The organism is Candidatus Pelagibacter sp. RS39 (assembly GCF_002101315.1).
Taxonomy (GTDB): domain Bacteria; phylum Pseudomonadota; class Alphaproteobacteria; order Pelagibacterales; family Pelagibacteraceae; genus Pelagibacter.
The window spans coordinates 850876-867091 of the sequence record NZ_CP020777.1 but is presented as its reverse complement, the minus strand read 5'-3'; the positions used below and the strand labels follow the sequence as shown (position 1 = coordinate 867091).

General features: G+C 30.9%; 22 protein-coding genes. 10 read left to right on the top strand and 12 right to left on the bottom strand.

The genetic code is table 11. The features are described from left to right. Nucleotides 1-3: 3 nt before the first annotated feature. The 6 genes from iolD (at nt 4) to B5L73_RS04660 (ending at nt 6124) form a co-directional block, all read left to right on the top strand. Nucleotides 4-1848, top strand: a complete 1845-nt coding sequence (iolD, locus tag B5L73_RS04685; protein ID WP_085148556.1) for a 3D-(3,5/4)-trihydroxycyclohexane-1,2-dione acylhydrolase (decyclizing) — start codon at nt 4-6, stop codon at nt 1846-1848. Between the two features lie 5 nt (nt 1849-1853). After that, complete coding sequence (locus B5L73_RS04680; protein WP_085148553.1) at nt 1854-3014, top strand: Gfo/Idh/MocA family protein; 1161 nt, start codon at nt 1854-1856, stop codon at nt 3012-3014. A 3-nt stretch (nt 3015-3017) separates the two neighbouring features. After that, nucleotides 3018-3920 carry an ROK family protein gene (locus tag B5L73_RS04675; protein ID WP_085148550.1) on the top strand — a complete coding sequence of 301 codons (903 nt, stop codon included), beginning with the start codon at nt 3018-3020 and terminating at the stop codon, nt 3918-3920. A 61-nt stretch (nt 3921-3981) separates the two neighbouring features. After that, complete coding sequence (locus tag B5L73_RS04670; RefSeq protein WP_085148547.1) at nt 3982-4827, top strand: fumarylacetoacetate hydrolase family protein; 846 nt, start codon at nt 3982-3984, stop codon at nt 4825-4827. After that, nucleotides 4827-5534: a cytochrome c biogenesis CcdA family protein gene (locus B5L73_RS04665; protein ID WP_085148544.1), complete on the top strand. Its 708-nt coding sequence runs from the start codon at nt 4827-4829 to the stop codon at nt 5532-5534. Before B5L73_RS04670 ends, B5L73_RS04665 begins: the two co-directional genes overlap by 1 nt. 8 nt (nt 5535-5542) lie before the next feature. Continuing rightward, on the top strand, nt 5543-6124 hold the full coding sequence (locus B5L73_RS04660) for an FMN-dependent NADH-azoreductase (RefSeq protein WP_085148541.1): 582 nt from the start codon (nt 5543-5545) through the stop codon (nt 6122-6124). Here B5L73_RS04660 and B5L73_RS04655 read toward each other — a convergent pair. Next, nucleotides 6121-7221, bottom strand: a complete 1101-nt coding sequence (locus tag B5L73_RS04655; RefSeq protein ID WP_085148538.1) for a TauD/TfdA family dioxygenase — start codon at nt 7219-7221, stop codon at nt 6121-6123. The two genes, B5L73_RS04660 and B5L73_RS04655, sit on opposite strands and share 4 nt — an antisense overlap. A 65-nt stretch (nt 7222-7286) precedes the next feature. Here B5L73_RS04655 and B5L73_RS04650 point away from each other — a divergent pair, with 65 nt between their 5' ends. After that, a complete protein-coding gene (locus B5L73_RS04650; RefSeq protein WP_085148535.1) occupies nt 7287-8090 on the top strand; it encodes an inositol monophosphatase family protein in 804 nt (267 codons plus the stop codon). On the opposite strand, the gene B5L73_RS04645 is transcribed toward B5L73_RS04650, so the two are convergent. The 9 genes from B5L73_RS04645 to epsC all read right to left on the bottom strand — a co-directional run bounded on the left by B5L73_RS04645 (nt 8083) and on the right by epsC (nt 12324). Then, on the bottom strand, nt 8083-8418 hold the full coding sequence (locus B5L73_RS04645) for a DMT family transporter (protein WP_085148532.1): 336 nt from the start codon (nt 8416-8418) through the stop codon (nt 8083-8085). The genes B5L73_RS04650 and B5L73_RS04645 overlap by 8 nt on opposite strands. 3 nt (nt 8419-8421) lie before the next feature. Beyond that, nucleotides 8422-8757: a DMT family transporter gene (locus B5L73_RS04640; RefSeq protein WP_085148528.1), complete on the bottom strand. Its 336-nt coding sequence runs from the start codon at nt 8755-8757 to the stop codon at nt 8422-8424. Nucleotides 8758-8772: 15 nt separating this feature from the next. After that, entirely contained in the window at nt 8773-8994 is a 222-nt protein-coding gene (locus tag B5L73_RS04635; RefSeq protein WP_085148524.1) for a DUF2798 domain-containing protein, read from the bottom strand. 2 nt (nt 8995-8996) lie between these two features. After that, nucleotides 8997-9545 (bottom strand): tetratricopeptide repeat protein, encoded by a 549-nt coding sequence (locus B5L73_RS04630; protein ID WP_085148521.1) that lies wholly within the window; start codon nt 9543-9545, stop codon nt 8997-8999. A gap of 4 nt (nt 9546-9549) precedes the next feature. Next, nucleotides 9550-9966, bottom strand: a complete 417-nt coding sequence (locus B5L73_RS04625) for a hypothetical protein (protein WP_085148518.1) — start codon at nt 9964-9966, stop codon at nt 9550-9552. Nucleotides 9967-10016: 50 nt separating this feature from the next. Next, on the bottom strand, nt 10017-10304 hold the full coding sequence (locus B5L73_RS04620; RefSeq protein ID WP_085148515.1) for a hypothetical protein: 288 nt from the start codon (nt 10302-10304) through the stop codon (nt 10017-10019). Nucleotides 10305-10313: 9 nt separating this feature from the next. Continuing rightward, nucleotides 10314-10685 carry a hypothetical protein gene (locus tag B5L73_RS04615; RefSeq protein ID WP_085148512.1) on the bottom strand — a complete coding sequence of 124 codons (372 nt, stop codon included), beginning with the start codon at nt 10683-10685 and terminating at the stop codon, nt 10314-10316. A 68-nt stretch (nt 10686-10753) separates the two neighbouring features. Continuing rightward, nucleotides 10754-11755, bottom strand: coding sequence for a cysteine synthase A (locus B5L73_RS04610; protein WP_085148509.1), 1002 nt, complete (start codon nt 11753-11755; stop codon nt 10754-10756). Beyond that, the gene (gene epsC / locus B5L73_RS04605; protein WP_085148506.1) at nt 11755-12324 is read right to left on the bottom strand and encodes a serine O-acetyltransferase EpsC; all 570 of its coding nucleotides are present in this window, start codon (nt 12322-12324) and stop codon (nt 11755-11757) included. Before epsC ends, B5L73_RS04610 begins: the two co-directional genes overlap by 1 nt. 72 nt (nt 12325-12396) lie before the next feature. Between epsC and B5L73_RS04600 the strand changes: the two genes are divergently transcribed. From B5L73_RS04600 to msrB, 3 genes are all read left to right on the top strand, one after another. After that, nucleotides 12397-12807 carry a VOC family protein gene (locus B5L73_RS04600; RefSeq protein ID WP_085148503.1) on the top strand — a complete coding sequence of 137 codons (411 nt, stop codon included), beginning with the start codon at nt 12397-12399 and terminating at the stop codon, nt 12805-12807. Between the two features lie 11 nt (nt 12808-12818). Then, a complete protein-coding gene (locus tag B5L73_RS04595) occupies nt 12819-13433 on the top strand; it encodes a LysE/ArgO family amino acid transporter (protein ID WP_085148500.1) in 615 nt (204 codons plus the stop codon). A gap of 68 nt (nt 13434-13501) precedes the next feature. Next, complete coding sequence (gene msrB, locus B5L73_RS04590) at nt 13502-13960, top strand: peptide-methionine (R)-S-oxide reductase MsrB (RefSeq protein ID WP_085148497.1); 459 nt, start codon at nt 13502-13504, stop codon at nt 13958-13960. Here the strand turns inward: msrB and hisD are convergent. Both hisD and B5L73_RS04580 read right to left on the bottom strand, forming a co-directional pair. Beyond that, complete coding sequence (gene hisD / locus B5L73_RS04585; protein ID WP_085148494.1) at nt 13957-15243, bottom strand: histidinol dehydrogenase; 1287 nt, start codon at nt 15241-15243, stop codon at nt 13957-13959. The genes msrB and hisD overlap by 4 nt on opposite strands. Nucleotides 15244-15304: 61 nt before the next feature. After that, the gene (locus B5L73_RS04580) at nt 15305-16216 is read right to left on the bottom strand and encodes a bifunctional enoyl-CoA hydratase/phosphate acetyltransferase (protein WP_085148491.1); all 912 of its coding nucleotides are present in this window, start codon (nt 16214-16216) and stop codon (nt 15305-15307) included.

Genomic DNA, 16216 nt, shown 5'->3' with positions numbered 1-16216 from the left:
ATTATGAAAAAAATAAAGCTTACATGTGCTCATGCAATTGTAAAGTTTCTGACTTCTCAAAAAATTCTTATCGATGGTAAAAAAGAACCTTTATTCGCTGGTGCTTTTGGAATATTTGGTCATGGTAATGTAGCTTGTTTAGGACAAGCTTTAGAGGAAAATAAAGATAAACTTCCAACTTATAGAGGTCATCATGAGCAAAACATGGCTTTAACAGGAATTGCTTACGCTAGAGCAAAAAGAAGAAAACAAGTATTTGTAGCAACAAGTTCTGTAGGCCCTGGTTCTACAAATATGGTAACAGCTGCAGCAGTTGCGATGAGTAATAGACTGCCAATTTTATTTCTTCCAGGTGATACTTACGCAAACAGGATGCCTGATCCAGTTTTACAACAAGTAGAACATTTTAATAATCCAGGAATTACTCAAAATGATGCTTTTAAACCAGTTACAAAATATTTTGATAGAATAACTAGACCAGAACAAATTTTACAAACATTTCCCCAAGCTGTACAAGTTTTATTAGACCCAGCTGATTGTGGTCCAGTATGCATATCTTTATGTCAGGATATACAAGGAGAAATTTTTGATTATCCTGAGGATTTTTTTAAAGAAAAAATCCATAATATACGAAGACCAAGACCTGATGATTTTCAAATTAAAGAGGCGGCTGAAAAAATTAAAAAATCAAAAAATCCAATCATAATTTCTGGTGGAGGTGTTTTTTACTCAGACGCAATGGAGGAACTTTCTACTTTTGCAGTTAAACACAATATACCTGTAACACAAACTGTAATGGGTTATTCTTCTATGAAAAGAGATCATTCTCATTTTTTAGGACCTATTGGAGGTTTAGGAGGAAAAGCAGCAAACAACTTTGCAAAAAAAACTGATTTAGCGATTGCTATTGGAACTAAGTTAGGAGATTTCACAACCGGGTCATGGTCCAATTTTGAAAATCCAAATTTTTCATTAGTATCAATTAATGTTGCAAGATTTGATGCTAGTAAGCATATGGCACAATCAATTATTGGAGATGCAAAAGTTTCTTTAAATGAACTATCGCAAGCCTTAGGTGATTGGAAAGCATCCGAGGAATGGCATAAAAAATCTAGAGATGAACTTAAATCTTGGAATGAATATGTTGATAAAGAAAGTGGGCCAACTAATCAAAATCTCCCAAGTTACGCTCATGCAGTTGGTGCAATTTATAGAAACTCTGATCCAAGTGATATCGCTGTCACTGCAGCTGGAGGTTTGGTAGGTGAAGTTGTTCAAATTTGGAGACCAAGAGAACTTAATACTCATGAAACAGAGTGGGGCTTTAGTTGTATGAGTTATGAAATTTCTGGAGCTTTAGGAATTAAAATGGCCAACCCAGACAAAGAAGTTATCACATTTGTAGGTGATGGATCATATTTACTTTATAATTCAGATATATATTCATCTGTAATAACTAATAATAAACTAATTGTAATTGTCTGTGATAATGGTGGTCACGCTGTCATTAATAGACTTCAATTATTTAAAGGTGGAAAAGAATTTAATTGTTTGTTTGAGAGTTCAAATGTTTCAAATTTAGTAAAAGTAAATTTTGCAAAACATGCAGAAAGTATGGGGGCAAAGTCTGAAGAGGTAAGTTCTATCAGTGAATTAGAGGAAGCTTTCAAAAGAGCGAAGAAATCAAAAGTGACTTATGTTATTTCAATCAAAACTCATTCGTATCAATGGCTTGAGGGATCAGCTTATTGGGAAAGTCCAACTTTAGAAATTCCCAAAACCAAAGAAAATGAAAAAGCTCTAAAATTACACAAAGAAGGTAAAGCAAAACAAAGACAGGGAGTATAACCCTAATGAGTAAAGTATTTAAAGTTGGCTTAATTGGTTGTGGTCATATCGCAGAAACATATTTCAGAGCTCACAAATATTTCAAAAATTTTAAAATCATTAAATGTGCAGATGTTAAAGAAAAAGCAGCTAAGAAATGTGCTAAAATTTATAAAATTAAAGCAGTTTCAGTAAGTAATTTACTAAAAGATAAACAGGTTGAAATAATATTAAATCTAACCCCTCCAAAAGTTCATTACCAAATTGCAAAAAAGTCTTTGTTAAATGGTAAACATGTATACTCAGAAAAACCACTAGCAATTAATTTAAAAGACGGAAAAGAATTACTAAAGCTCTCAAAAAAAAAGAAATTATATTTAGGAAATGCTCCAGATACTTTTTTAGGAGGAGGCAATCAAAAATCGAAAGAATTATTAGAAAGCAAAAGTATAGGCAAAGTAAATTTAGGTAATGCGATTTTTGCTTTTCCAGGGGTTCAATCTTACCATCCAAACCCAGAACCATGGTTTGCAAAAAAAGAAGGTGGTCCAGTAATTGATATGGGACCTTACTATCTCACTGCATTAGTAAATTTATTGGGTCCAGCCAAAGAGGTAAAAGCAGCAAGTTTAATGAAAGGTTCACGATTTAGAACAATTGGTATTGGTCCTAAAAAGGGAAAAAGAATTAAGGTAGAATGTCCAACGACATATTTTACAACAATCATATTTGAAAATGGAAGCATAATCAGACTCACTTTATCTTTTGATGTTATAGCCCATCAAAGAAATCATATTGAACTTTATGGAACCAAAGGTTCAATGATTGTGCCAGATCCTAATATGTTTGGTGGTTCAGTTTATGTTTGTAAAAAATTAGGAAGCCCATGGAAAGAATTTAAAACAAATCAAATGCCGCTAGGAAAAATTAATATTAGAACGCAAAGTTCTAGAGCAAATGAGTCACCTACTAACGCTAATTACAGAGGAGTTGGTCTTGCAGAAATGGCTTATTGTATTGATAAACAAAAGATACATAGATGCAATGGAGAAGTATCTTTGCATGTTCTTGACTTGATACAATCAACTATGCAATCCGCTAAAACAAATAAACCAATTAGACTTAGTACAACATGTAAAATTCCAAAACTTTTTATTAATAAAGAAATAAATAAATTAATGAGATAAAATATGCAGATTGGTATTGATCTTGGGGCAAGTAAAATAGAGTATGTATTATTAGATGATGTTGGCAATGAGCATCATAGAGAAAGAACCGAAGTTCCCAAAAATTATAAAGATACATTATCCATAATTAAAAAAATAGTTATCGAACTTGAGCGTAAAGCTGGTAAAGAATTACCAGTGGGTGTATGTCATCCAGGGATTCATTCTATTCAAACAGGACTAGTTAAAAATGCGCCTAATTCTTTTTGGATAAATGGCAAACCTTTACAAAGAGATTTACGGAGTGAGATTGGTAAAGAAATTTATTGTGAAAATGATGCAAACTGTTTTGCTTTATCAGAGGCAATAGATGGTTCTGGAAAACACTATAAAATTGTTTTTGGGGTAATTCTTGGATCTGGTGTTGGAGGCGGTTTAGTTATAGATAAACGAATTGTCAATGGACCTAATGGGATTACTGGAGAATGGGGGCACAATCAAATACCGAGTGCTTGTATTGAAGGTGTTCAAATAAAAAAAACCAATTTAAGAGCTGGGGAAATAGAAAACTTTGTTGCGGGTATAGGTATTTCTAAAGCGTTCAAAAATGAGTTTAAAAAGGATTTATCTGCCCAAAAGATATTTGAGATGCATAGAAAACTTGATTTAGATGCAGAAAAATTAATTGATAAATATAAAGATCAACTCGCCATGTCTTTAGCGACTGTTGTTAATATTATTGATCCAGATGTGTTTGTTTTCGGGGGCGGGGTATCTAACGAAATAAATTTTTTAGATGAAATTAAACAAAAAATGAAAAAATTTGTAGCAGGGGGTGAATTTGAGGGGACTTTCTTAAAACCTAAATTTGGTGATGCAAGCGGTGTTCGGGGTGCAGCTCGATTAGCAAGAACCGCAAATCATTGACTAGTGAATAAAATTCATTTACTACAAAAGTAACTAATTTTTTTAGTCCAGGAAGAAAAATATGAAATTATTAAGAATAGGTGAAACTGGATCTGAAAAACCTGCATTAATTGATAATGAAAATAAATATAGAGACCTATCCTCTATTATTGATGATTTAAATCCTGAGACGTTAAATTTTGAGACTATCAAAAAAATAAAAAATCTAGATCTAAATTCACTTCCATTGATTGATAGTAAGCAAAGAGTTGGACCCTGTGCAACTAAACCAGCAAATTTTATTGCAATTGGTTTAAATTACAAGGCACATGCTGAGGAAACAAATTCTGATGCCCCAAAAGAACCGATTGTTTTTAATAAATCACCAAATTGTATTGTTGGGCCAAACGACAGTATTGTAATACCAAAAAATTCAAAGTCTTTAGATCACGAAGTTGAAATTGCAATGGTAATTGGAAGTAAAACCAAATATGTAAAAGAAGATGAAGCTCAAGACTTTGTATTAGGTTATTGTATTTGTAATGATATAAGTGAGAGAGAATGGCAAAAAGATAGAGGTGGTCAATGGGTAAAAGGAAAATCTGGAGACACCTTTGGTCCATTGGGTCCATATTTGGTAACAAAAGATGAAATTGATGATTTATTTAATCTAAATCTATCATTAGATCTTAATGGAAAAAGAAGACAAACTGGAAATACCAGTTTAATGATATTTAATTTTAATTTTTTAATTTCACATATTAGTCAATTTATAACTTTAATGCCGGGTGATATTATTACGACAGGCACACCAGCGGGAGTAGGAATGGGGATGACACCACCAGATTATTTAAAAGATGGTGATGAAATGATTTTAAGAGTAGATAATCTTGGCGAACAAAAATTGAAAGTTGTTAAAGAAAAATAATGATTGAATTAATTATTGCATTTGGAGCTGGATTGATAAGTTTTTTATCACCATGTGTTTTACCACTCATACCTGGTTATATTTCTTATATTTCTGGAAGTTCTATAGATGAACTTGTTGATAAAAAGCACATCAATTTATTTCCAATTATTCTATTTACAGTTGGCTTTTCTTTAGTCTTTATAACTTTTGGAGCAGCCTCAACTTTTCTTGGACAAATTTTTCTAGAGAATTCTTATGAATTAAGAATAGCTGCAGGACTAATAATAATAATCTTATCGCTTCATATAATTGGAATAATAAATTTAAAATTTTTAAATTATGAAAGGAGAATTCAAACAAATATTAATAAAAGTATATTTAGCCCAATATTAATAGGAATGGCATTTGCATTTGGTTGGACACCATGTATTGGACCTATTTTAGGATCTATTTTAGTTTTAGCCGCAACTGAAGAGAGTTTAAGCCAAGGAATATTGTTGTTATCCTTTTATTCTATTGGATTAGCTATTCCGTTTATCTTATCAGGTTATTTAATTCAAAGGTTCCTTATCTTTTCAAAAAACTTTAGAAAGAATATTAATTTAGTGTCAAAAATAGGTGGAATAATTCTATTAATTACTGGTATTTTAATATTAACTAATCAATTGCAAGCCTTGGGATATTATTTATTAAATATTTTTCCATTCTTACAAAATTTTGGGTAAATTAAATTATGAAAATTTATCAAATAGACTCTAGTGCTAGAAAAGATGGCTCAACTTCAAGAGCTTTAGCAAAAAAACTTTTGGATAAAATAAAAAAACCTGATGATGAAGTTATATATAGAGATCTAAATGATGAAATGGTTTTTGTGTCTAATTTAACAGAGTCAGGAATGAAAATAGATCCAAAAGATCAAACAGAGACACATAAAAAAATGTTCAAACTTTCAGATACACTTGTTAAAGAATTAAAAGAGAGTGATATTATAATAATTTCTGCTCCAATTTATAATTATGGACCTCCAGCAACTTTAAAAGCCTGGTCGGATCTTGCAGCCAGAGTAGGGGAAACTTTTAGATTCAAACCAAACGGAAGAAGAGAAGGGTTATTAAAGAATAAAAAAGCTTATTTAGTAATTACTTCCGGTGGAACAAAACTAAATAGTAATGAGGATTTTCTTACTCCTTGGCTGAAGTTTATTTTAAATTTTTTCGGTATAGAAAAGGTTGAGGTAGTAAGTGCAGACCAAATGTCACTAGATTATGAAAAATCAATAAAAGAAGCTGAGAAACAGATAGAAAATTTATCTTAATAATTAAATTTTCTTTTTAAATGTTTAAGCCTTCCCTCAGTGCTATCATAATCAATATAACATCCCTGAAGAAAACGATTTCCTTCATTAGCATCATAAGTGGTTCTACCATGTAACAATCTATAGTTATCCATCATTAACAGATCACCTGGAAGAAGTTTAAATTCTATTCTGTAATTTTCTGAATTATAAAGTTCAGATATTTTTTTTCTCGCAGAATAAAATAAATCTAATTTTTCTTTATCAATTAATGGAACAAAATCTAATCGTGGACTAAAACGCACTTGTTTAAAATTACCATTTTCATCTAGCTGTATCATTTCAGCCCAATCCTCTAAAATCACACTTTCATCAATAAATTGAAAACGTATCTTTACCTCAGTTAAAATTTTATAATATTCTGGAAAATCTTTTTTTAGTTTCTCAGAAACAGTATATCCATCAACTAGCGTTGACAAACCACCCGTAACTTCATTTTCAATACAGTGAAGCATTTGAATACAAGGCACAGGATTTCTATAAGGATTATCTGTATGAGGAGCCAATGGCAAAGAGGTGTAAGCTAAGTCATTTGGATTTGGTTTTGATTTTACATTAAAAAACTCACCAAAATTTGTACGCCTCACACTTCCTATTGAATTTGCAAAATCTATTATAAAATTATTTTTTGTTGGCACATTTTTAAAGATTACAAAACCATATTGATAAAAATTGACTAAGGCTTTGTACATCTCATCAGTTTCAAATAGATTATCTTTGAATTCGAAAGTATTTTGATCTTTAAATGAGGAGTCCCATTTTATTTTTTCGATTTGTTTAACATCATTAATATTTGAGAATTCCTTAAAAATATCAACTATAGCAATTTTTGTTGAAGCCCCGTCATTGAATTTAATTTCCAAAAAATCACTAGATAAGTTTAAATTTTTAATTTGAATGTTTTCTTTTAATTGAGTTGGATCGAATAATCTTTGTTGGGTAGACTTATCAACAAAATTTTCTCCATTAACCCTTTCTCTAAGCCAAAATGGGTGGATCTCTTTTTTAAGACCTTTGCTTTCAAAAAATATCTTGTTATCTTTTAACTCTAATTTCATCTATTTTTAAATCATTATTTAAAATTTTACTTTAATCAATAGTAATAAAATAGTATTAGAGCGGTGTGCAAATTTTAAAATCATCAGATTATAAACTTTATTCTAAATTCATTGAAAATTTAGCTAAGAAATTAACTAAATTTTATTACTCTAAATTAAACAAACCCTTTAAAGTATCGAACAAACTCAGAAGTGGTTATGATCCTGTCACAACTGCAGATAAGGCTTTTGAGAGATTCATTAGAAATGAGATTAAAAAAAAGTTTCCAAATCACCAAATTATAGGTGAGGAATTTGGCCACAAAAAAACTAAAAGCGATTATTCATGGGTTATAGATCCCATAGATGGAACTAGATCATTTGTGATAGGTAATCCAACGTGGAGTAACTTAATATCATTAAATTATCAAGGTAATCCAGTCATAGGTCTTGCTAATTTTCCAATTCTTAAAAAATTTTATTTTAATACCTCTTTTAATTCTGCCCATGTTTCGGAAAATGGAAAAAAAAAGAGAATATTTGTGAATCAAAAAGCTACTTATTCTAATATGAAATTGTCTGCAGCTTTTCATGGAAGTTTATCATTGAACAAACAAAAAAAAATTCCTCAAATTTTGAAAAGAATGCAGTTCCCATGTTCAGATGCTTTAAGTTATTCTCATTTTGCTGAGGGTAAATTAGATGTTGTAATTCAATGTGGAAATAAGATTTGGGATATTCATGCTTTGATACCAATCATTGAAGCTGCAAAAGGAGTAGTCTCAACTTGGAAAAATGATGATGCTAAGAAAGCTGGAAATATTATTTGTTCTGCTAATAACAGTCTTCATAAGAAAATGCTCAAAATTTTAAAACCAGTTTCTAGCTAGTTTTACCCAAGGTATTTAAAAGAATCACACCTACAATAATTAAACTAATTCCAATTATTCCATAAAGATTTGGAATTTGTTGATATTTAAAAACTCCAAATAACGTTACAGCTGTTATTGTTAAACCTCCATAGGTTGCATATGTAAAACCAACTGGAATTATATTCATGGCTTTAGATAAACAAAAAATACAAGCAACTATAGATATGATACAAAAGATAGTTGGTCCAATTATTGTAAATCCATTTGTAGATTTTAAAAAACCATTTGAAGTTATCCCAAGAATGATCGCTAAAATTAAAAAAATATAACCAGACAAATTTGCCATAAATTATCCTGTTTTACCCAGAAGGTTAACAATTAAAACTCCTGAAATAATTAATATCAAACCAATGATTGTGAAAAGATCAGGCACTTGGTTAAATTTATATATTCCAACAATCGAAGTTGCTACTATGCACAGACCAGCAAAAGATGCATAAGTGATACCAACAGGTATAGTTTTCATCACTATTGAAAGAGTAAACATGCAGCCAATTATTGTAATCGCAGTAATTAGACTAGGAACTAATAATGTGAAACCATTTGCACTTTTTGCAAAACTATTTGCTGCAGTTCCTAATATGACAGCAAGTATAAGAATTAGAAAAGCTATAACGTTACTCACAAATAAAAGATATTCTTATTTGGTAATTTTATCTACAAATTTTTTAATCGGAGGACCTACAAGAAGGGCAGCAATTATTGCAATAGGAAGACTTACTGACCATGCTTTAATAAAACGATCAACATATTCATTATCCATTCCTGTATTTATATAAGTAATAATTAATGTCATTAAAAGACTCATCCCAAATCCCATAACTAATATAAATAAAAGATTAGAATATTTTTTTGGAAACATTTTCAAATACTTTGTTTTTGTAATTCAATTTGAAGCTTTTCTATCATAATCATAGGAGACTTCATAAATGGATGAACTTTATGAGCTTCAATGTAACTATCAATGGCTTTTTGGTAGTTTTTTAAAGCTGTCTGAACTAAACCTTGGCCTGTTAGTGCACCGAAATGTCTTTTTTCAATCATAAGCACTTTATCAATATCAGCTTGTGATAATTCATATTTACCCATCAAATATAGTACTGTTGCTCTTTTATTCCATGCTTCAGCCCAATTGGGATCAAGCTCAATCACTTCAGTAAATTTATCATAAGCAGCATCAAGTTTATTATCCATCATTGCAGATGAACCATCAGCTAATAACTTTGTTAAATTATTTTTTGATGGGTGAGTAGTCCAAAGATCCCAAATTTTATCTTCTATCTTTTTGGAATTTTCAAAATTTAGAGCACTTTTTAATTGAATAAATAATTTATCAATTTCCTTTTTATTATCATCAGCGAATAAAGATGATGAAAATAATAAAATAAAAAAAACAAATAAAATCTTTTTCACTTCCTTAGGTGTATATCTTATCTGCTAAACCGTAGCATAAAATTGCACTCATAACCGTAAATACAAACGGTGCAATAACACCTTCGTTTGTAGTTTTCTCGTTCACACCTGTTTTATCTATTTTAATAGAATAAAAATTACATAAAAAAATACACAGATTATTTATAAAAACTAAATTTAAGAATCCCCATGTATTTTCCAAACCCCCTGGTCTTATAAAACCTACATAGATTGACATTAAAAATACAGCAAGCATGAACGCTCCTGCCATTCTAATCATTATTGCTCCACTTGGATCTATACCAAATCTTTCCATGAAGCCTTTAGTGCCAAAAATAGTTTGAAATGCGTAAACACCAACTCCAATAAAGTGAACTAAATAAATTATTAAATAAAATATCCCATTAAATTTTTCTAACATTTTTTTTCCTTTATTAAATTAATATAAAGATTGCTTAATAAATCTTCCTCTTAAGCGTTATAGTCCATCACTTGGTCAGTACACTCAGTAAATTTATGAGGCTCAAAGAAATCATTCATTTGACCTAATTGATTATTGATATCCGCTTCACTGTTAGCTTTCCACCAGCAAAACATTTGCATTGTATCACCTGGGGTGTTCCAAGTCATTTGGCATGCTGCTTTATCACTTGTCATTGATTTAACAATATCTTCCATTTTCATTGAAGCTACTGTTTCATTAAATTTTGCTTTCATCTCTTTCGATTTGAAAGTGTGAGTTACCATATAGTTTTTCATTTTCTCTCCTTAATATAAAGTTTGAACTACTTTTTTTACTCTTTCAGCTCCATTAGGAACTAAAGCTTCAACAAACGTATGACATTTGTCAGTTATAGCTTTGTCATATTTTGAGCCATAATGTTTATCTACTGCTTTGTTTACTCCAGCATCCCAATCTTTTTCTGGAATACCTATTTCAAGAGCGTAGGTTTTTAAAACTTTCACAGTTGAAATTGATTTTTCTTTCATTCCATACTCAAATTTTTCACCTGATGGAAGAAAGTAATTAGCCATATAAATACCAACACAATCCCATGCTTTTGATTTATCTTTGTCACTCATTTCTGCATTCGCAGATGTAAAGATGAAAAAAGATAAAACTAAAATAATTTTTTTCATAATTCTCTTACGTTAAATAATATTAGTATAAAAATGTAACCGTTTTATTACATGCCTGGTATGCGTTATTATAACCAGCTAGGAATGGGAAGGTTTTTTTCCTTTAAAAAAGATTTATTAAACATCTTTGAGTTGTATTTATCTGATCTATCACAGAGAATTGTTACAATTGTTTTTCCTGGACCCAGCTCTTTTCCTAATCTAATTGCACCTGCAATATTTACTCCACAACTAGTTCCTAAACTTAATCCCTCATTTTGTATTAAATCATAAAGCACAGGTAAAGACTCTTGATCACTGATTGAAAAAGCACCATCAATTTTAGCTTCAGCAAAGTTTTTAGTTATTCTGCTTGAACCGATACCTTCAGTTATTGATCCACCTTCAGCTTTAAGTTCACCATTCATAATGTGATTATAGAGTGCAGAACCTGTTGGATCTGATAAATAAATTTTTATATTCTTATTTTTTTCTTTGAGAAATTTACTTACACCACCGATGGTGCCCCCTGTTCCTGATGCACAGACAAAGCCATCTACTTTACCATCAGTTTGTTCCCAAATCTCTGGTCCAGTTGTTTCGTAATGACCTTTTGCATTAGCAGTGTTATCAAATTGATTTGCCCAAACTACACCATTGTTATTTGTACTTTTTAATTCTTCTGCAAGACGGCCCGCAACTTTTACATAGTTACCATCATCCTTATAAGGCTTGGGTGGTACCAGTCTAAGATCTGCACCAATATTTTTTAAAGTATCTTTTTTTTCTTGGGTTTGGTTATCATTCATTACAATAATTGTTTTATAACCTAAAGAATTTCCTAAAAGACATAAACCAATTCCAGTATTACCTGCAGTGCCCTCAACAACAATTCCACCTTCAGAAATTAGTTTTTTTTCTTGTGCATCTTTTATTAGTGCAAGAGCAGCTCTATCTTTAACGGATCCACCTGGATTTAGGTACTCCGCTTTTCCATAAATATTACATCCAGTGATCTCAGAGGCTGCTTTTAATTTTATTAAAGGCGTATTGCCAACTGACTCAATAAAGTTATTTTTAATTTGTGACATTAATCTTTATCTTTATCAGTAACAGCATAAGGTTGAAATCCTTTTGTAGCATCACCAACTCTTGTAGCTGGAATTCCTACCATTATTGATTTCTCAGGAACATTTTTAGTAACCACTGCATTAGCACCGATTAAGGAATTCTTACCAATTGTTATTGGTCCTAAAATTTGAGCACCAGATCCAACAACAACATTATCTTCTAAAGTTGGATGTCTTTTAATATTTCTTTGATCATTGGTGTTTATACTTGGAGCAATCCCACCTAATGTAACATTGTGATAAATTGTAACGTTATTGCCAATATCAGAGGTCTCGCCAATAACAACTCCCATACCGTGATCAATAAATAAATTTTTTCCAATTTTTGCTTTTGGATGAATTTCTATTCCTGTTAAAAATCTTGAAAATTGAGAGATAATTCTTGCAACCAAATCAAATTTTGCAATCGCAAAAAAATTTGCAATTTTATGAAAAAAAATAGCCTTAACTCCTGGGTAAGTTAAGATAAGACTTAACTTAGATTTTGCCGCAGGATCTCTGTCTATTATAGATTGTAAAAAATCACTCATATAATTTTGTCAGCTTGATAAAAATATTTAATCTCTATATAGTGACAAAAAACAGTATTTAAAGGAGTAATAATGTACAAAAACACAAATTGTTTTCATCTAGCAATCCCATGCGGAGATCTAGAAACAGCAAAAAAATTTTATAGCGAAACTTTAGGCTGCAGACTTGATAATTCAGCACAAGAATGGGCTGATGTTGATTTTTGGGGAAACGAACTAACTCTCCATGCAAGTGAGCACAAACTAGATAATGAGAGACACGATGTTGATATGGGAAATGTTTCAGTTCCACATTTTGGAGTTCATTTATCAAGAAAAGATTTTGATACTTTAAAAAATAGATTGAAAGAAAAAGGCACAAAATATTACGATGAACCTTATCTAAGATTTAAAGGAACAAAATACGAGCAAGAAACATTTTTTGTAAAAGATCCTAACGAAAATATTCTAGAGATTAAAACTTTAACAGCTAATCCAGAATAATCTGAATTTAGATGGAATACCTGGTATTAGGTTTTATTACCGGGCTTAGTTTAATCTTAGCTATTGGCGCTCAAAATATCTTTGTAATAGAACAGGGGCTTAAAAAACAGTATGTTTTTTTAGTCTGTTTAATTTGTTCCTTTTCAGACCTAATTTTAATATTTTCAGGTATTCTTCTATTCCACTTTTTCCATCAATACTTCAATATATTTGTAGAACTAACTTTAAACATCTGTTTAATAATTTTTTTAATCTATTTTATATATTCAAAAATCAAATCTTTTAGCGTTAGTGCTAATTTTAATATTGAAAAAAAAGATACCACCAGAGCCAAGATTGTATTGAAGACCCTTGGTTTCACTTATCTAAATGCACATGTTTATTCTGATACAGTTTTCTTTTTGGGAAATTTTTCTAAAAATTTTTTATTTGATGAAAAAATTTACTTTGGCATTGGAGCATCTATAGCTTCGTTTATATTTTTCTTTTTACTGGGTTATTTATCGGTATATTTTTCAAGGTATGCTCAGAGTGATAAAATATGGAAATATATTAACGGACTCATTATCAGCTTTATGTCGTTGCTCACAATTTATATAATAAAAGAAACGGCATATTTTCTTTAGCTAGTAACATTTTTGAATGACAATTATAGCGCATGTTAAAATCTTAATTTCAAATTAATTTGATTGATATGCTTTTAAGAAGAAAAATTTTAAAATTGTTGGGACTTTCTATACTTTTTGTATCATTACCTTATCAACTGTTAAGATCAGCAACAAAAAAAATTATAAATCCTGATCTCACTAAAGCCCAAAAAGATATAATGTTTAACGAGGGTACTGAGAGGCCGTTTACCAGTGAATTACTTCAAGAAAAAAGAGATGGCTTTTATCATTGTGCGAATTGTGGTGCAAAATTATTTTCATCAAAGTCAAAGTTTGATAGTGGAACTGGTTGGCCATCTTTTTCTGAGGCTTTACCAGGTGCTTTTAAAACTAAGATTGATTATTCCTTTGGCATGAAAAGAATTGAATATCATTGTGCAAATTGTGGTGCACATCATGGTCATGTTTTTTTAGACGGACCTACTGCTACTGGTAAAAGATTTTGTAATAATGGATTGTGTTTAATTTTTATTCCAGAGAATTAATTAGAAAAACCATATTTTCTTAGTCTTACATCACCTGTCCTTGCATGAGCTTCCATTCCTTCATATCTAGAAATTCTAGCTGCAGCAGCACCAACTAACTCAGTAGATTCTTTAGTCATTCTTTGAAAACTTAATGTTTTAATAAATTTTCCAACAAACAATCCACCTGTATATCTTCCTGCACCTTTAGTTGGTAAGATATGATTTGTACCAGAACATTTGTCACCGTATGCAACAGTTGTTTCTTCACCCACAAATAACGATCCATAATTTGTTAATCTTTCATGAAACCATTTTAAGTTTTCGGTCTGTACTTCTAAATGTTCAGGTGCATATTCATCACTGACTTTAACTATTTCTTCATTAGTGTCACAAAGAATTACTTCACCATAATCTCTCCAGGCTGCTTCAGCACTTGTTCTAGGGACTTCTGGAAGTTCTGCGATTAATTCTGGAACTCGTTTCATCACTTTTTCGGCTAACTCTTTACTTGTTGTATAAAGCCAACATGGCGAGTTATATCCATGTTCTGCTTGTCCTACTAAATCTACAGCAACAATTTCTGGATCAGCTTTAGCATCTGCTATAATTCCTATTTCAGTTGGTCCTGCAAATAGATCAATACCAACTTTTCCATATAAAATTCTTTTAGCCTCAGCTACAAATTGATTTCCTGGGCCAACTATAATATCTGCAGGAGGATTTTTAAATAATCCATTGGTCATTGCTGCAATTGCAGGAACGCCACCTAAATTTAAGATAACATCTGCACCGCAAAGATCAGCCGTGTATACAATAGTAGGGTGGGCACCAACACCTTCTTTAGGAGGACTACATGCAATAATATTTTTTACTCCAGCAACTTTTGCTGTAGTTACACTCATTACAGCAGAAGCAATGTGAGCATATCTTCCGCCTGGAATGTAGCAACCTGCTGTATTTACAGGTACTAATTTTTGACCCGCATACAAACCATCAGAAAGCTCTACTTCAAAGTCTTGCCCATAATTTTTTAATTGTGCTTCAGCAAATTTTCTAACTCGATCAAATGAGAACTGAATATCATCTTTGGTTTTTTGATCTAAAGTTTTTTTAATTTCCTCAATTTTGTCTTTTGATACTATAATATCTCCATCATATTTATCGAATTTTTTAGTTAAATCGATGCAACCTTGTTCTTTTGTTGTTTCGATATTCTTTAGTAAATCTTGAACTATTCCAGTTGTCTTATTGTCGTCAGTTGACGATGTTTTTGGAGATTTTTTTAAATAAGTAATTGCCATTAATAAACTTTTATAATTGGTAGCTATTTAAGACAAATATAATTTTAATGCAATCAAACATTTAATCTAATGCAACTACAGCTGCAGCAATCGAAGCTAATCTAGCAGGTGCTTCATCTGAACGACTGGTTATCACCACAGGTACTTTACCACCTATAACTACTCCAGCAGCACATGCACCACTAAAATAGATCAACATCTTTACTAATGCATTACCTGTCTCAACACTAGGTACCAATAAAACATCTGCAATTCCTGCAACATCATTTTTAATACCTTTAATAGTTGCAGATTTTTTTGAAATACTATTATCGAAAGCCAAAGGTCCAAATACATCTGCATTTAAATTTTCTTTCTTTGCGAGGTTTGTAATCTCCTCAGCTTCTTTAGAACTTGGAACACTGTCCAAAACTTCCTCTGTTGCAGATAACACTGCAATTTTTGGTCTTTCAATTCCAATTCTGTGAGAAAAATTAATCACGTTTTTTAAGATATGCATTTTGGTTTTTACATTTGGCAAAACATTTAAAGCGCCATCTGTAATTATCAAAGGTTTATCATCTTTTTCTAAAGTCATGTGCCATATGTGACTTAGTCTTGTTTTACCTAATAAGTTGTATTCTCTTTTTAAAACTTCTTTCATCAAGATATCTGTATGGATGTGACCTTTAACTATAATTTTAATTTTTCCTTCACTAGCAAGTTTTGCAGCTATACCCGCTGTATTATTTTCAACTGGTTCATTTATTATTTCATATTTTGAAATATCCCACTTAATATCTTCAGCACATTTAATAATTTCTTTTTCGTCTCCTATAAAAATTGGATCAATTAAATTTTCTTTAACTGCATCTTGAACAGATAACATTGGTAATGGTTTTCCTGCATTAACAATACCAGCTTTTACTCCTTTATTTTTAAGTGCAGCATTCAATAGATTATTAGGAACAACAATTTCTTTATTTGAAAGCAT

Excerpts from the sequence above, each read along its gene's own strand:
- B5L73_RS04580 (WP_085148491.1), bottom strand. The coding sequence starts at position 16,216 with ATGCTTTCAAATAAAGAAATTGTTGTTCCTAATAATCTATTGAATGCT.
- B5L73_RS04610 (WP_085148509.1), bottom strand. The coding sequence starts at position 11,755 with ATGTCACAAATTAAAAATAACTTTATTGAGTCAGTTGGCAATACGCCT.
- iolD (WP_085148556.1), top strand. The coding sequence starts at position 4 with ATGAAAAAAATAAAGCTTACATGTGCTCATGCAATTGTAAAGTTTCTG.
- B5L73_RS04655 (WP_085148538.1), bottom strand. The coding sequence starts at position 7,221 with ATGAAATTAGAGTTAAAAGATAACAAGATATTTTTTGAAAGCAAAGGT.
- B5L73_RS04660 (WP_085148541.1), top strand. The coding sequence starts at position 5,543 with ATGAAAATTTATCAAATAGACTCTAGTGCTAGAAAAGATGGCTCAACT.
- hisD (WP_085148494.1), bottom strand. The coding sequence starts at position 15,243 with ATGGCAATTACTTATTTAAAAAAATCTCCAAAAACATCGTCAACTGAC.
- epsC (WP_085148506.1), bottom strand. The coding sequence starts at position 12,324 with ATGAGTGATTTTTTACAATCTATAATAGACAGAGATCCTGCGGCAAAA.
- B5L73_RS04600 (WP_085148503.1), top strand. The coding sequence starts at position 12,397 with ATGTACAAAAACACAAATTGTTTTCATCTAGCAATCCCATGCGGAGAT.
- B5L73_RS04670 (WP_085148547.1), top strand. The coding sequence starts at position 3,982 with ATGAAATTATTAAGAATAGGTGAAACTGGATCTGAAAAACCTGCATTA.
- B5L73_RS04680 (WP_085148553.1), top strand. The coding sequence starts at position 1,854 with ATGAGTAAAGTATTTAAAGTTGGCTTAATTGGTTGTGGTCATATCGCA.
- B5L73_RS04595 (WP_085148500.1), top strand. The coding sequence starts at position 12,819 with ATGGAATACCTGGTATTAGGTTTTATTACCGGGCTTAGTTTAATCTTA.
- B5L73_RS04645 (WP_085148532.1), bottom strand. The coding sequence starts at position 8,418 with ATGGCAAATTTGTCTGGTTATATTTTTTTAATTTTAGCGATCATTCTT.
- B5L73_RS04620 (WP_085148515.1), bottom strand. The coding sequence starts at position 10,304 with ATGAAAAACTATATGGTAACTCACACTTTCAAATCGAAAGAGATGAAA.
- B5L73_RS04675 (WP_085148550.1), top strand. The coding sequence starts at position 3,018 with ATGCAGATTGGTATTGATCTTGGGGCAAGTAAAATAGAGTATGTATTA.
- B5L73_RS04635 (WP_085148524.1), bottom strand. The coding sequence starts at position 8,994 with ATGTTTCCAAAAAAATATTCTAATCTTTTATTTATATTAGTTATGGGA.
- B5L73_RS04665 (WP_085148544.1), top strand. The coding sequence starts at position 4,827 with ATGATTGAATTAATTATTGCATTTGGAGCTGGATTGATAAGTTTTTTA.
- B5L73_RS04625 (WP_085148518.1), bottom strand. The coding sequence starts at position 9,966 with ATGTTAGAAAAATTTAATGGGATATTTTATTTAATAATTTATTTAGTT.
- msrB (WP_085148497.1), top strand. The coding sequence starts at position 13,502 with ATGCTTTTAAGAAGAAAAATTTTAAAATTGTTGGGACTTTCTATACTT.
- B5L73_RS04615 (WP_085148512.1), bottom strand. The coding sequence starts at position 10,685 with ATGAAAAAAATTATTTTAGTTTTATCTTTTTTCATCTTTACATCTGCG.